At 71.9% G+C, this 13,516-nt stretch carries 12 protein-coding genes; 2 read left to right on the top strand and 10 right to left on the bottom strand.

Annotated elements, in window-relative coordinates:
* Positions 1 to 455 precede the first annotated feature (455 nt).
* On the top strand, positions 456 to 1,817 hold the full coding sequence (locus tag SACTE_RS32380; RefSeq protein WP_014050245.1) for a hydroxymethylglutaryl-CoA reductase: 1,362 nt from the start codon (positions 456 to 458) through the stop codon (positions 1,815 to 1,817).
* Between the two features lie 54 nt (positions 1,818 to 1,871).
* Here SACTE_RS32380 and SACTE_RS32385 read toward each other — a convergent pair whose 3' ends face one another.
* Complete coding sequence (locus tag SACTE_RS32385) at positions 1,872 to 2,549, bottom strand: response regulator transcription factor (RefSeq protein ID WP_014050246.1); 678 nt, start codon at positions 2,547 to 2,549, stop codon at positions 1,872 to 1,874.
* A complete protein-coding gene (locus tag SACTE_RS32390) occupies positions 2,550 to 3,728 on the bottom strand; it encodes a histidine kinase (protein ID WP_014050247.1) in 1,179 nt (392 codons plus the stop codon).
* 200 nt (positions 3,729 to 3,928) lie between these two features.
* On the opposite strand from SACTE_RS32390, the gene SACTE_RS32395 reads away from it, so the two are divergent.
* Positions 3,929 to 5,392: an alpha/beta hydrolase gene (locus tag SACTE_RS32395; protein ID WP_014050248.1), complete on the top strand. Its 1,464-nt coding sequence runs from the start codon at positions 3,929 to 3,931 to the stop codon at positions 5,390 to 5,392.
* A gap of 492 nt (positions 5,393 to 5,884) precedes the next feature.
* Here the strand turns inward: SACTE_RS32395 and SACTE_RS32405 are convergent, their stop codons facing one another.
* Genes SACTE_RS32405 through SACTE_RS32440 form a run of 8 tightly spaced genes read right to left on the bottom strand, consistent with a single transcriptional unit; the run spans position 5,885 to position 13,512 of the window.
* Complete coding sequence (locus SACTE_RS32405) at positions 5,885 to 6,229, bottom strand: peptidase inhibitor family I36 protein (protein WP_014050249.1); 345 nt, start codon at positions 6,227 to 6,229, stop codon at positions 5,885 to 5,887.
* 48 nt (positions 6,230 to 6,277) lie between these two features.
* Positions 6,278 to 6,703 (bottom strand): hotdog domain-containing protein, encoded by a 426-nt coding sequence (locus tag SACTE_RS32410; protein WP_014050250.1) that lies wholly within the window; start codon positions 6,701 to 6,703, stop codon positions 6,278 to 6,280.
* Positions 6,704 to 6,712: 9 nt separating this feature from the next.
* Complete coding sequence (locus SACTE_RS32415; RefSeq protein WP_014050251.1) at positions 6,713 to 7,852, bottom strand: GNAT family N-acetyltransferase; 1,140 nt, start codon at positions 7,850 to 7,852, stop codon at positions 6,713 to 6,715.
* Complete coding sequence (locus tag SACTE_RS32420; RefSeq protein ID WP_014050252.1) at positions 7,849 to 9,117, bottom strand: MFS transporter; 1,269 nt, start codon at positions 9,115 to 9,117, stop codon at positions 7,849 to 7,851. Before SACTE_RS32420 ends, SACTE_RS32415 begins: the two co-directional genes overlap by 4 nt.
* A gap of 48 nt (positions 9,118 to 9,165) precedes the next feature.
* On the bottom strand, positions 9,166 to 10,359 hold the full coding sequence (locus tag SACTE_RS32425) for an acyl-CoA dehydrogenase family protein (RefSeq protein ID WP_014050253.1): 1,194 nt from the start codon (positions 10,357 to 10,359) through the stop codon (positions 9,166 to 9,168).
* Positions 10,360 to 10,393: 34 nt separating this feature from the next.
* The gene (locus SACTE_RS32430) at positions 10,394 to 11,377 is read right to left on the bottom strand and encodes a beta-ketoacyl-ACP synthase III (RefSeq protein WP_014050254.1); all 984 of its coding nucleotides are present in this window, start codon (positions 11,375 to 11,377) and stop codon (positions 10,394 to 10,396) included.
* Positions 11,378 to 11,393: 16 nt separating this feature from the next.
* Positions 11,394 to 12,734 (bottom strand): aminotransferase, encoded by a 1,341-nt coding sequence (locus tag SACTE_RS32435; protein ID WP_014050255.1) that lies wholly within the window; start codon positions 12,732 to 12,734, stop codon positions 11,394 to 11,396.
* Between the two features lie 40 nt (positions 12,735 to 12,774).
* Entirely contained in the window at positions 12,775 to 13,512 is a 738-nt protein-coding gene (locus SACTE_RS32440) for an SDR family oxidoreductase (protein ID WP_014050256.1), read from the bottom strand.
* Between the last annotated feature and the right edge of the window lie 4 nt (positions 13,513 to 13,516).

Below are 13,516 nucleotides of genomic sequence, written 5' to 3' on the forward strand. Positions count from 1 at the left end.
CGGCCGGGCTCGGTCCCGCCTCCTGGCAGCGTCCAGTACTCCTGGCCGTCGTGGCGGCCCATGGGCCCTTGCCCCGCTCACGCACCATGAGGACATGCCGGTCCCTGACGATCACCGCTGCCACCCGCCGCCCGTCTGTCACAGGACCGATCATGGCGGCGCCCGGCAAAGCCGGAGTGTGCGTAACCGTGGGGCCGGTTCGTCGTTGAGCTGGGACCGGGACTGCCGTACGGCATCGGGGTGGGGGAGTGGTTCGACCGTGTTCGACACAGAGCGTGGGGCGATGGCTGACGGCGGCGGTGTCCGTCGCGGACGCTGTCGCGGAACCCGACGGCACGGTTCGACTTCCCTGTGACCAGCGCTGCGCTTGCCTGCGTTTCCACGGGGGCTGGGGACTCACACCTTCGAAACGGCCCAGCGGGACAGTGCCCGTCACAGAAGAAGGGTGATGACGTATGAACTCTGGAGACAGCCCCGACCGGTCCGGTCCGTCGCGGCCTCAGGGGAGGTACGTACCCGCCCGGGGGCTCTACACGGAGGCGGCGCGACTGCGACGGCTGAGCTGGCTTCGCGCCAGGACCGGAGCGGCGTTGGACTCCTTGCAGCACACCCGGCTCGACGCCGGCAGGCTGACCGGCAACATCGAGGGGTTCGTCGGCACCGTCGAGATCCCGATCGGCGTGGCCGGGCCCCTGCTGTTCTGCGGGACGCATGTACAGGGCGAGGTCTACGCCCCGATGGCGACCACGGAAGGAGCCCTGGTCTCATCCGCGACACGGGGAGCCTTGGCCGCCACGATGGCGGGCGGCGTCAGCACCCACGCCGTCTCGCAGGCGATGACGCGGGCCCCTGTCTTCGCGTTCTGTCGACTGGCCGACGCCAGCCGCTTCGCCGAGGCGATCTGCCGGCACCTGAGTGCTTTGCGCACGGTCATCCGCCAGGTGTCCGACCACGCCGTACTCGACTCGATCGAGCCCGTGGTTCTGGGCAGGACCGTTCATCTGCGATTCAGGTACAGCACCGGGGACGCGGCAGGGCAGAACATGACGACCGTCTGCACCTGGCAGGCGTGCCAGTGGATCCTGCGACAGCCCCACCTGGTCACGGACGAGAAACTCGAATCCTTCATCATCGAAGGAAACACATCCGGCGACAAGAAGGCGTCAGCCCTCGCCATGGCGGAAGGCCGCGGCATCAGGGTGGCCGCCGACTGCCACCTGCCGGCGGGCATCGTCGAACGAGTCCTCAGAACGACGCCCGACGAGCTGGTCAGGGGGTACCAGCACATCGCCGCCGGAGCGGTCCACAGCGCGGTGCTGGGGTCCAACGCGAACACGGCCAACATCGTGGCCGCGATCTTCACGGCGACAGGCCAGGACATCGCCTGCGTCCACGAGTCGAGCGTGGGGCAGTTCATCCTCGAACGCACCGGGGACGGTGTCTACGCGAGCATGACCCTGCCCGGTCTGGCACTTGGCACGGTCGGGGGCGGCACCCACCTGCCCGCGCAGCACGAACTCCTGAAGATGATGGGTTGTACCGGCCCGGGGAGCGCCGCACGACTGGCGGAGATCATCGCGGGCTTCGCCCTGGCCCTGGACCTCTCGACAGTCTCCGCAGCCGTCGCGGGCCACTTCGCCAGCGCTCACGAACGCCTCGGTCGTAACAGGCCGCCCGCCCGGGAAGTCACCGAACAGGACACCACACCGGCAACAGGCAGCGAATCCCGGGTGGACTGCCCCTCGCCCCCGACGGTCCGCGCCCCTCGACCCGCACCCGTGCCCGGCCTCGCCCCGGACCGGACCGGCAGCAGCTGAACGGTCGCGTCCACGGCCCGCTGACTGAGCGACGGGGCCGCCTCAGCCTCCCGCTCAGTCCTGCGCGTCGCGGACCAGGAGCGCGATCTGTACCCGGTTCTCGACCGCCAGCTTGGCGAACAGGCTGCCGGTGTGGGCCTTGACCGTCGCGACGGTGATGCGCAGCCGCTCGGCGATCTGTGGGTTGCCCAGCCCGTCCGCGATGGCCTGGGCGGTCTCCCGCTCCCGCTCGGTCAGCACGGACAGGCGTTCGCGCGCGGCCTCGCGCGAGCGGTCCCGGGCGTGCGAGGAGTCCGGGCCGGTGGCCGCGGCGATCAACCGTGCCGTGGCCGTCGGGGACAGGACCGGATTGCCGTCCGCGACGGTCCGCACCGCGTCGAGGATGCGTGAGGGCGGGGTGTCCTTGAGGACGAAGCCGAGCGCTCCGGCGCGCAGCGCCCCGAGCACCAGGTCGCCGGAGTCGAAGGTGGTCAGCATCAGGACCCGGGGCGGCGCGGGCCGGGTGAGCAGTTCCCGGGTCGTGTCCAGACCGTCCCGGCCCGGCATCCGTACGTCCATCAGCACCACGTCGGGCCGCTGCTCGTCCACCACGGCGAGCGCGGCTTCCCCGTCGGCCGCCTCCGCCACGACGGTCAGGTCCGGTTCGCCGTCGATGACGAGCCGCAGGGCCATGCGCACCAGTTGTTCGTCGTCGACGACGACGACCCGTACGGGACCGTGTCGGGCTTCCATTCATGCGCTCTTTTCGTGGATGTGGGCGGGGTCGTCCGGCCAGGGCAGCCGTGCGGTGAGAACGTACCCGCCCTCGGGCGTGGGACGGTGGTCGAGTTCGCCGCCGGCGAGGGTGATCCGTTCGCCGAGGCCCAGCAGGCCGAAGCCGGAGTCCGGTGGCCGTGCGGTGCGCCGGGGGGCCGGCCCGTTGCGGACGCCGACGTCCAGGGTGCCGCCCGCGGCACCGCCGAGGGTGACCCGTACGACCGCGCCGGGGGCGTGCTTGGCGGCGTTGGTCAGCGCCTCCTGGACGATCCGGTAGCAGGTCCGCCCGACGCCGTCGGGCGGGGTCGCGGTCACGGCGTCGGCAAGCCTGACGTCGAGACCCGAGGCGCGGGCATCGGCCACCAGGTCGGGGACCCGGTCGAGGGAGGGCTGCGGAGGGTCCGGGCGGCCGGGGTCGGCGCGGAGCACGCCGAGGACCTCCCGCAGCTCTTCCAGAGCCTGGTGGGAGCCCTCGGCGATACCGCGGACCAGGACGCGGTTCTCGTCGGCCGAGAGGTCACCGCGGTGGTCGAGCACCCCGGCCTGCATGGCGACCAGGGAGATGCGGTGCGCGAGTACGTCGTGCATCTCGCGGGCGATCCGGTTGCGCTCCAGGGCCCGGGCCTGCGCCTCCCGCGCACTCTGCTCCCGCTCCGCGCTCTCCGCCCGCTCCCGCAGGGACCACACCTCGACCCGCCGCGCCCCGACCGCCATGCCGGTGGCCACCGCGATCCCCGCGGTCAGCGCCGGCACCGCGACCTCGACCCACCACAGCGCCTCGGCCGAACCCTGCACCCGGTACACCTCGACGGCGAACTGCGACGCGGTCACGTAGGCCAGGACGACGGCCCCGATCTCCACCGGGCGGCGGCGGGTGGCGACCGAGCACAGTGCCAGCAGGGCGGCACCGGTGGCGAGCGCCGACACGGTCGAGGCGACCGTGACCGCGACAGCGACCGCGAGCGGCCACCGCCGCCGCCACAGGAGCAACGTCAGGCAGCCCAGGGCCACCAGCGGATCACCCACGAGGATCCAGGAGCCCGCGCCGCCGGACCGGGCCCGCATCAGCGCGAGGGTCGAGAGCCAGATCGGCAGGCCGACGGCCACGGCCACCATCAGCCGCCAGGCCTGCTGCCACACCCCGAGCCGCGGCATAACGTCCGTGTTCACCAGGCCATTGTGGCCGCATCGTGCGACCGGTGGATCCTGCCGGGGACCGATACGCCTTGGACCCAGGTCTGACAGGCACCTCACCCGCGGTCGGAGCCGGGTCGGTCCACCGGGCCGATGTGCCGACCGCCTCTGAGGAACAGACTCGCTCACGTGCCGGAAAAGCCCCCACAGAAGGACACCTCATGCGCAGAAGTCTGTCCCTCGCTCTCACCGCCACCGCGTTGGCGATGACCGCGCTGCCCGCGACGGCGTCAACGCCGACGACGACACCGGCGCCCGGCGCCCTCCGGTGGGGCCCGTGCGCCGGGGAGGTCCCCGTACCCCGCCTGGAGTGCGCGACCCTCCAAGTCCCGCTGGACCACCGCGATCCGGACGGCCGGCAGATCGAGGTCGCCGTCTCGCGGCTGGCGAGCCAGAAGCCGGCGCGGCGGCGCGGCATCCTGCTGACCAACCCCGGAGGCCCGGGCGGCTCCGGCCTGACGTACCCGGCCGTCCTCGCCGCCTCGGGACTGCCGCAGGAGGTGCTCGACTCCTACGACATCATCGGCTTCGACCCACGCGGTGTCGGCCGCAGTACGCCGGTGACCTGCGACCTGACGGAGGCGCAGCAGCGGCGCGGCAACTTCCCGCCGTACGCGCACACCGCGGCCGACGTCACGCGGGAGGCCGAGTACGCGCGGAAGATCGCCGAACAGTGCGAGCGCTCGCGAACGGCGTGGATGCTGCCGCACACCACCACCGCCGAAACCGCCCGTGACATGGACCGTCTCCGGGCAGCCCTGGGCGAGCCGAAACTGTCGTACCTCGGTGCCTCCTACGGCAGTTACCTCGGCGCGGTCTACACGACGCTGTTCCCACGGCGCGGCGACCGGATGGTGCTCGACAGCAACATGGGCCCCGGTGGCTACGACGTCACGGCCATGCGGTTGTTCGCCCGGGGGATGGAGGACCGCTTCCCCGACTTCGCCGCGTTCGCCGCCGAGCACCCCGAATACGGCCTGGGCTCCACGCCGAGGCAGATCACCGCCAAGTTCTACGAGCTGGTGGAGCGGCTGGACGCGAAGCCGGTCCAGGACGTCGACGGGATCGCCTTCCGCGGGTACACCTTCGAACAGCTCTACGCCGACGGCTCCATGCCCGCGCTCGCCGAGTTCTGGCAGGCGGTCGACACCGGCGCGGAGTTGCCGCTCCCGAAGCTGACCACGGACATCGAGAACCTCCTGGCCTCACGATTCGCCGTGGTCTGCGGTGACTCGCGCTGGCCGGGGACGATCCGGGAGTACCAGCGCAACGTCGCGGTCGACCGGCTGAAGTACCCGATGCTGGGCGGCTCCACGGCGAGCATCAACCCCTGCGCCTTCTGGCCCAGGGAGCGGACCGAACCGCCGGTGCGCATCACCGACCGGGGCCCGTCGAACGTGCTGATGGTGCAGAACGAGCGGGACCCGGGCACGCCGCTGGCCGGCGCCCGGAAGCTGAGGCAGGCCCTCGGCGGGCGGGCCACGATGGTGACGGCAGACCAAGGCGGCCACGGCGTCTACCCGTACGGCCGCAACACGTGCGCCAACGACGCGGCGACGACGTTCCTGACCACCGGGGAACGCCCCGCGCGGGACCTCGCCTGTGCGGCGGAACCGAGCAAGTGAGCGGGTGACGGAGGCGCCGGACGTGTTCGAGGAGATGCGACGCAGGCGGGCCGCCCGGCGGCTTCCCCGGGGGACTGACGACCGCTCAAGCGATTTCGCTGGTGGCAGCTGCCCTACCACTCCCCGTTCTACCTCCGGCTGCCCGACGGAGGCGGCGGGCAGCCGGTCTACGCCGTGGACGTCGAGCGCGGTCAGGACCGGACGTCCGCGGAAGCCGAGGCGGACCAGCACCTCGACGGCAGGCACCACGCCCGGTCGAGGCTCCTCGCCGCCTTCCCGGTCCCCGGCGGGCACGGTCGGGGTGCGGCCTCGGCCGTGCCCGCGTACGTCCGGACATCGGCCCCGACGGCACAGATCCACACCAGGGGACCTCAAGCTGCCTGACCGGCCGATCGCGGACACAGCCGTGGGGCCCCGGGACGTCTCCCGCGAGAGCTCACCCAGACGCGGCGCGGGCCGCCTCGGGCACGCGTGCCCGAGGCAGCCGCGGCATCACTCGAACGCGGCCGGGTCCGCGGCCAGGCCGGTGCGGGTGTCCCCGGGCTCCAGGCGGTCGAGGTACTGGGTGCACTCCCCGTCGACGTACAGGTGGACCGGCAGAGCGGTGTTGTTCACCACGGAGCGGGCCGTGCCGGCCGGCTTGCAGCCGGGGGTATGAGAGATGTTCCTGATCTGGACCCGCCCCTGGAAATCGGTGTCGCTGTAGAGACACACCATGTTGTCGGGGCAGGCGGCGGCGGTCGCGGCGGTGGCCGGGACGGCGCCCGTCAGCGCGGCGGCGAGCGCCGCCGACGAGGCGAGTACGCCGGCCCGGGCCGCGCGGAAGGTGGGGAACACGGGGTCTCCTTGAGGTCGTCGGGCCGTGGAGGGCCCGGAAGCGGAATTTCAGGCCGTGCGCCGGCTGAGCTTGTCGGTGAACCTCTTCCTGTCGATCAGGGCCCGGGTGTGGCGTCCGCGCAGTACGGATCCGTGGGAGTCGCGGGCTTCCACGTCGAAGGTGAGCTTGCGGTCGTCGGCCCGGCTCAACGTGGCGGAGACGGTGACGTCGTCGCCGACGGGCGTCGGTGCGAGGTGCGCCGAGTCGTGGGCCAGGCCGACCGTCATGTCTCCTTCCGGGACAGCGGTTCCGAGGACTTTCATCGCGGCGATCTCGCTGAGCCACAACAGGACGGGAGTGGCGAGCACCGGCAGGTCGTTGCCCCAGTTGGTGGCGGCGTCCCGCTCGGTGACTCGGTGGACGAGCTGTGCGCTCGTTCCCACGAGGGAGTCGATGCCTGCGACGAGGGGTTCGGGTGCGGAGGGCGCGGTCATGGGGGTTCCTTACGCGGGGGAGGGGGTGGAAGCCGCTCGGTCGTGTCGTTCCCGGAGGCCGCGCAGGTGGTGCCGCGCGGCGTCGTCGAGCGGGATGAACCAGGCGTCACGCGGCTGGGTCCGTGCGCCGCGTCGCTGCTTGGTGGCGTCCGCGGTGATGGACAGGTCGAGGCAGCGCACGCCGTGGTCGTAGGCCCACCGGATGGGCTCGTGCAGGGCGGCGCCGAAGTACACCGGAGCGTCACCACAGCCCTCGGGGTCGAAGCCGGCCTGGCGGACGTACGCGTGCGAGCCGTGGCGCACCAGGGAGGTGAAGCCGACGAGTACGCCGTCGCGCAGGGCTCGTACGAGCACGGCGTCGTCGCCGAGGTGGTCGAGGTAGGCGCGGTGCAGGTCGGTGGCCTCCTGGAGGGCGTACGTATGGCCGTGCTTGCTGTACAGGCCCAGTTCCAGCGGGACGATCCGTTCGAGGTCGGCCTCCCGGAGGGGGGAGACCTCGAAGTCGACTCCCGCGTCGCGGAGTTTGCGCAGATCCGCCTTCTCCTTCGCCCGTTGCTTGCGGGGGAGCGACGCCATCCAGTCCTCGGTGCTGCCGCCGGGCAGGCCGAGGAGGTTGGTCCCGTGGGAGGGGAACCGGACGCCTCCGTGGGCTCGGAACGCCTCCGCGAGGTCGGCGTCCTTGGGCGAGCAGTAGAGAGCGGCGAGGCAGGAGGCACCCCGGTCCGCGCTGTGTTCGGCTGCGGCGCCCAGGAGCCGGGTGAGCGCCGGAAGGCGTTGCCAGGTCGGGCCGGCCGTGCAGAACCTGCTGTGTCCGGGGCGGCGACCACCGATGGTGAAGGCGGGCAGCAGCGAGTCATGGCCCTCTTCGGCCCCCGTGGCTTCCGCCAGGAACAGGTCGGGGCGGGCGAAGGGCCAGGGGTTGCTGGTGGCGTCGAATCCGTAGGCGGGGGCGTACGCGGCCAGGTCGTCACCGTGGATCCAGGTGTGGAAGGACGGACCGGGGTGGGCCTGGTCCTCCACCCGCAGCCACCGGGGGCCGCAGTACAGATGGGGGCAGCGGCGCACGAGGGGGTGGTCGAGCGTGTGGGGCGTCGGGCCAGGAGTGATGTGCGTGCCGATGGGGCCGGCGGCCGACTGGGTGAGGGTCACGTGGTCTCCGGGGCATGAGGCGCGAGGGAACGTGCGGACAGGGTCATGGGGACGGCGGCGGCGAGCACGATGCCGCCGGCGAGGACGAGAACGGCCCGGGGGCCGTGATGGGTGCCGACGACGCCCGCGAGGGCGGACCCCACGGGGAGGCAGCCGAAGGCGATCAGCCGGTACGCGGAGGTGACCCGGCCGAGGAGTTCGCGGGGAACGGTGCGCTGACGGTAGGAGACCGTGATCACGTTGACGAGGATGAGCAGGCCCGTGCAGCCGAGTCCGATGCCCAGGACGAGCGGCGTGGGGCTGATTCCCGGCAGCGCGAAGCCGATGGCCATGCCCGCCAGCCCCAGGGCCATGCAGACACGGTTGCCGAGCCGGGTGGTGGCGAGCGGTGCCAGGAGCCCCACGGCGAGCCCGCTGACTCCGGCCACCATCAGGAGGGCCCCGTAGGCGGTGCTGCTCAGCCCCAGCGGCCCGGGCGGCAGGGCCAGGAGAGGGAGCGCGGCGTAGACGGCGGCCCAGGCGAGGTTCAGGGCGCCCACACCCACGGCATAGACGGTCAGCGTGGTGTCGCCGAAGAGGAAGCGCAGTCCGGTCCGGACGTCGGCAAGGACACTGCCTCCGCCGTGGGCGGCGGTGGCCGCCCCGTCGTGTCCCGGCGGGCTCGGCGCGGCCGGCAGGGCCATGAGGAGGAACACGGTGGCGAGGTAGAGGGCGGCCGTGGTGCCGAAGGCGATACTGGCGGACAGTCCCAGCAGAAGGCCGGCGACGGAGGGGCCTGCCATCTGGTTGGTGGTGATCTCCGCCGCTTGGAGGCGTGAGTTGGCGCGTTCCAGCAAGGAGGGCGGGACGAGACTCGGGGTGGTGGTGTGGAAGGCGGTGTCGAAGACGGTCTCGCCGATGCCGAGGAGGAAGGCCGCAGCGGCGAGCAGCGCGATGCCTGCCCGGTCCGTCATCAGCGCCAGTGCGGTCGCGCCGAGGACGACGACGCGGGCGGAGTTGACGATCCGCATCAGGCGCCGCTCGTCCAAGCGGTCGACGAGGACCCCGGAGAAGAGGGCGAACAGGAGCCAGGGGAGGCGCGCCATGGCGGCCACCACGGCCACGCCGCCGGCCCCGCCGCCCAGATGGACGGCGGTGACCGGCAGGGCCACCTGGTAGATGCCGTCCGCCAGATTCGATCCCGCGCAGGCGTTCCACAACCAGAGGAACGGCCGCCCGAGGCGGGGCGAGGACGGGGCGGTGGGCGCCGTCGGCGTTGCGGTCATGTCTTCCTCACTCGGGAAAACGTCCACGGGGAGCGCGTCGTCGCCGGGTCATCCCGGGTGGCCGGCCAGCATCTGGTTGAGGATGTTCTTGCGTTGCATTTCGCTGGTGCCGCCGGCGATGAGGGTGCCGAGCGCGTCCTGGACGATGCGTGTCTGGGCGCCACGCATGTACCCCGCGTGGCCATGCAGACGCATCAGGTTCTGGGCCGCCTCGACCAGTCCCTCCGATCCCACGAGCTTGGCGACGGAGCACCGCAGGGAGGCCTCGGGATCGCCGGCCACCAGAGCGTCGATGCCCGCCCGGGCGGTGGCTCGGGCGATCTCGATGGTGATCCGGATGTCGGTGACGCGTCCCTGGACGTACTGGTGGTCGAGGATCGGCGTGCCGAACGCCTCGCGCCGCCGGGCGAAGCCGACCGCCTTGTCGAGCTGCGGTTCGAGGAAGGCCGCGATGACCAGGCCGTAGAGGGCGCGGTCGAAACTGATGATGTCGTAGAGGGTGCGCAGGCCTTCGCCGGGTGCGCCGAGTACCGCCGGCTCGGGCAGGGCGACCTCCCGCAGCTCGATGGCACCGGTGGGACTGGACCGCAGGCCCAGGAGCTCCTCTGCGGGGCCCCGCCGGACGCCCGGGCTGTGCAGGTTGACCAGGAACAGGGTGATGTCGCGTCGTCCGAGGTCGGGCACGCGGCCGAGGACCAGCGCCCGGTCGGCGACCGGGGCGTTGGTGATGTGGTCCTTCTTGCCGGTCAGGCTCCAGCCGTCGGAGGTGCGGGTGGCGAGGGTGCGGGTGCGGGCGACGTCGGAGCCGCCGTGGGGTTCGGTCAGTGCGGTCGCGCCGACGGCGCCGTTCATCAACTGCGGGAGCACCGAGCGGTGGTGGTAGTCGTTGCCGTGCTCCACCAGGGCCCGTACGAGGCCGGCGTGGGCGATGAGGGAGAGCACGAAGCCCAGGTCCTCACCCGTGCGGGCGATGTCGGCGACGTGTTCGGCCAGGTCCGCCCAGGTCCCTCCGATGCCGCCCAGACCCTCGGGGACGCCTATGCGCCACAGACCGAGGTCGGCCAGGCGCTGCCAGGACAGGCGGTCGAGGATCTCGGCCTCGTAGGCGGCGTCCGCCCGACGGGCGATGTGGGTCCGTGCGAACGCGGCGAACGAGTCGTCGTGCGCGAGGCCCGTGCGGGCGGGGGCGCCGGTGTGCGGCTGGGTGACTTGGCCGGTGCGGGCCATGGTGGGCGCGGTCATGTGAGGTGGTCTCCAAGGTGAGGGGGTGGGTGGGTCAGTACCAGCGCATGACGAGGGCGCCTGCGGTCATGCCGCCGCCGACGGCGGCCAGGACGACGACGTCGCCGCGGCGCAGCCTTCCCGCGGCGGCGGCCTCGTCCAGCGTGATGGGCACGGAGGCGGCGGCGGTGTTGCCGTAGCGGTCCACCGTCATCGGGACGCGGTCCATCGGTACGCCGCAACGGTCGGCGCACTCCTCGATGAGGCGGGCGTTGGCCTGGTGCGTGATGAGGAGGTCGACGTCGCCGACGTCCAGCCCGGCGGAGGCGAGGGCTCCCTTGACCACCTGCGGGACGGCCTGGGTGGCGAAGTCCCACACCCGGCGGCCGTCCATGCGGAAGTAGTGGCGTCGTTCCCGGACCGTGCGTTCGCTGGTGGGTTCGAGGGCGCCGCCGGCCGGAATGCCGACGACGTCGAGCTGGGTGCTGTCGGCCATGAGGTCGCAGCCGAGGATGCCGTATCCGTCGGGCAGCTTGCCGAGGACCGCGGCTCCGGCGCCGTCCCCGAAGAAGACGCAGGTGCCGCGGTCCTGGTAGTCCAGTACACGGCTGTACGCCTCGCAGCCGACGACCATGACGTGGCTGTACTGGGAGAAGGTGTTCATCAGTCCCGCGGCGGCGGCGGTGGCGTAGATGAAGCCGCTGCACACGGCGCCGACGTCGAACGCCGGTATCTGGGTCAGGCCCATCCTGGCGTGCAGGTTGCAGGCCGTGGACGGCTGGATCTGGTCGGGCGAACTGGTGGCCACGACGAGGGCGTCCAGCTGCTCCGCCGTGATGTCGTGGTCGCGTAGGGCGGCCAGAGCGGCCCGGTGCCCGAGGTCGGAGGTGGTCTGCTCCGCGTGCGCCCGGCGGCGCCGGCGGATGCCCGTCCGGGAGGTGACCCAGGCGTCCGAGGTCTCCACGGTCCTGGCGAGGTCGTCGTTGGTGACGATGTGGTCGGGCAGGTACGAGCCGGTGGCGACGATACCGATGGCCATCGAGCGCTCCTTGGTGTCAGGCCGCCTGCTGCGGGCGGGGTGAGTCGACCACGTCGTGGTAGGCGGCGGTGAAGCGCTCCATCAGGTCGTCGATCTGCTCGCCGGTGATGATCAGCGGGGGCGCGAAGACCACGGTGTCCCCCATGGCCCGCAGGAGGAGTCCGCGCTCCTTCGCCGCCCGGAGGACGGCCTGGCCGAGCTGCCCCGGTTCCCGTCCGACGGCCGCCGCGTCGAACTCGACGCCGCCCAGCAGCCCGTGGCCCCGCACGTCGCGGACCGCCTCGCTGCCCCGGAACTTGTCCAGGCCGCGGGCGAGGCGGGGAGCGACGTCCCGCACGTGGCCCGGGATGTCGCGTTCGCGCACGATGGCGAGGGTTTCGCGGGCGACCGCGGCCGGGACGGGGTGGCCGGAGTAGGTGAAGCCGTGGCCGAAGGTGCCGATCTGCTTGCTGCCTTCGGCGAGAGCGGCGCTGACGCGCTCACCGACGAACGTGGCGGAGATCGGCAGGTAGGAGGAGGACAGCCCCTTGGCGGTGGTGATGATGTCCGGGGCCAGGCCGAACTCCGTGGTGGCGAACATCGATCCGGTGCGGCCGTAGCCCGTGATGACCTCGTCCGCGATGAAGAGGATGTCGTGCCGCGCCAGGATCTCCTGGAGGCGGGCGAAGTACCCGGCCGGCGGGATGATGAGGCCGCCCGCACCCAGGACGGGTTCGGAGATGAAGGCCGCCACCGTCTCCGGGCCCGCCTCCTCGATGAGGTTCTCGAAGTCCTCCATCAGCCAGTCGACCTGCTCGGACTCGCTCATGCCCCGCGAGGAGGGGTGCAGGGGGTTGGGGCAGTGGGCAGAGAGGAAGTCGCCGGTGTCCAGGCCGAAGCCGTGGTGGATGTGGGGGAGTCCGGTGGCCGAGCCGGCGGCGAGGGTGGTGCCGTGGTAGCCGCAGCTGTGCGAGATGATCTTGCGACGCTCCGGGCGGCCCTGGGACCAGTGGTAGTAGCGGGCGAACTTGATCGCGCTGTCGTTGGCGTCCGAACCGGAGTTGCCGAAGAAGACCTTGCCCATGGGGATGGGGGCGATGTCCACGAGGTCGGCGGCCAGCGCGAGCGCCACGTCGTTGGTGCGGTGGTTGAACGAACCGTAGAAGGGGAGCTTGTTCATCTGCCGGGTGGCCGCTTCCACCAGGCGCGGCTCGCTGTAGCCGAGGGTGACGCTCCACAGGCCGGCCACGCCGTCGACGAACGACTGCCCGTCCTCGTCGCGTACTTCTATGCCGGACCCCTCGGTGATCACATGCGGCCGGGTGTCGAGGTAGAGGGCGCTGTGCGGTTCGAGCATGTGCGAGATTGCTTCAGGCATGAAAGGGCTTCTTCCGTGTGCGGGGCGGGGTGGGCAGGGCTCAGCGGCCGCCGCCCACCTCCAGGACGGAACCGGTGATGTACGAGGCGCTGGGGGAGAGCAGGAAGACGGCTGCTTCGGCGACCTCCTCGGGGGTGCCGATCCGGCCCATGGGGACGGAGGTCCTCAGCCGCTCGGGACGGTCGGGGACCCCGTTGGCCCGGTGCAGACCGGTCTCGATCAGACCGGGGGCGACCGCGTTGATCCGTACGCCGTCCGCGGCCACCTCCTGTGCGGCGCCCCAGGTGTGGGTGTTGACGGCGGCCTTGAGTGCGGCGTAGTGCACCCACTCGTGGCCGCCGCCGGTGCGGGCGCCGGTGGAGGAGACGTTGAGGACGCAGCCTCCCGAGCCACCGCGACTGCGGGACATGTGCCGCAGTCCTTGGCGGGTACACAGCACGACGCTGCGCAGGACGGCGCGGTAGGCGGTGTCGAGTTGCCGGATGTCCAGGTCGACGACCCGGCCCAGTCCGCCGGTGACGCCCGCGTTGTTGACGACGGCGGTGAGTGGGCCGAGCTTCTCGACGGCAGTGGCGAAGAGGCGTTCCACCTCGTCCTCCTCCGTGACGTCGGCCTTGACGGCCAGGGCTTCGACGCCGGCTTCCCTGAGGTCCTGGACGACCTGTTCGGCGCCCGCGGCACTGGACCGGTAGTTCACGCACACCGGCCGGTCCAGTACCGCGGCACGACGGGCGATGGCGGCCCCGATGCCTTGGCCCGCACCCGTGACGATGATCATGTGA

Origin of the sequence: Streptomyces sp. SirexAA-E (assembly GCF_000177195.2) — a bacterium.
GTDB lineage: Bacteria > Actinomycetota > Actinomycetes > Streptomycetales > Streptomycetaceae > Streptomyces > Streptomyces flavovirens.

Bases quoted from the DNA above. Each gene is read 5' to 3' on its own strand.
- SACTE_RS32380 (WP_014050245.1), top strand. From the start codon at position 456: ATGAACTCTGGAGACAGCCCCGACCGGTCCGGTCCGTCGCGGCCTCAG.
- SACTE_RS32385 (WP_014050246.1), bottom strand. From the start codon at position 2,549: ATGGAAGCCCGACACGGTCCCGTACGGGTCGTCGTCGTCGACGACGAA.
- SACTE_RS32390 (WP_014050247.1), bottom strand. From the start codon at position 3,728: ATGCCGCGGCTCGGGGTGTGGCAGCAGGCCTGGCGGCTGATGGTGGCC.
- SACTE_RS32395 (WP_014050248.1), top strand. From the start codon at position 3,929: ATGCGCAGAAGTCTGTCCCTCGCTCTCACCGCCACCGCGTTGGCGATG.
- SACTE_RS32410 (WP_014050250.1), bottom strand. From the start codon at position 6,703: ATGACCGCGCCCTCCGCACCCGAACCCCTCGTCGCAGGCATCGACTCC.
- SACTE_RS32420 (WP_014050252.1), bottom strand. From the start codon at position 9,117: ATGACCGCAACGCCGACGGCGCCCACCGCCCCGTCCTCGCCCCGCCTC.
- SACTE_RS32425 (WP_014050253.1), bottom strand. From the start codon at position 10,359: ATGACCGCGCCCACCATGGCCCGCACCGGCCAAGTCACCCAGCCGCAC.
- SACTE_RS32430 (WP_014050254.1), bottom strand. From the start codon at position 11,377: ATGGCCATCGGTATCGTCGCCACCGGCTCGTACCTGCCCGACCACATC.
- SACTE_RS32435 (WP_014050255.1), bottom strand. From the start codon at position 12,734: ATGCCTGAAGCAATCTCGCACATGCTCGAACCGCACAGCGCCCTCTAC.
- SACTE_RS32440 (WP_014050256.1), bottom strand. From the start codon at position 13,512: ATGATCATCGTCACGGGTGCGGGCCAAGGCATCGGGGCCGCCATCGCC.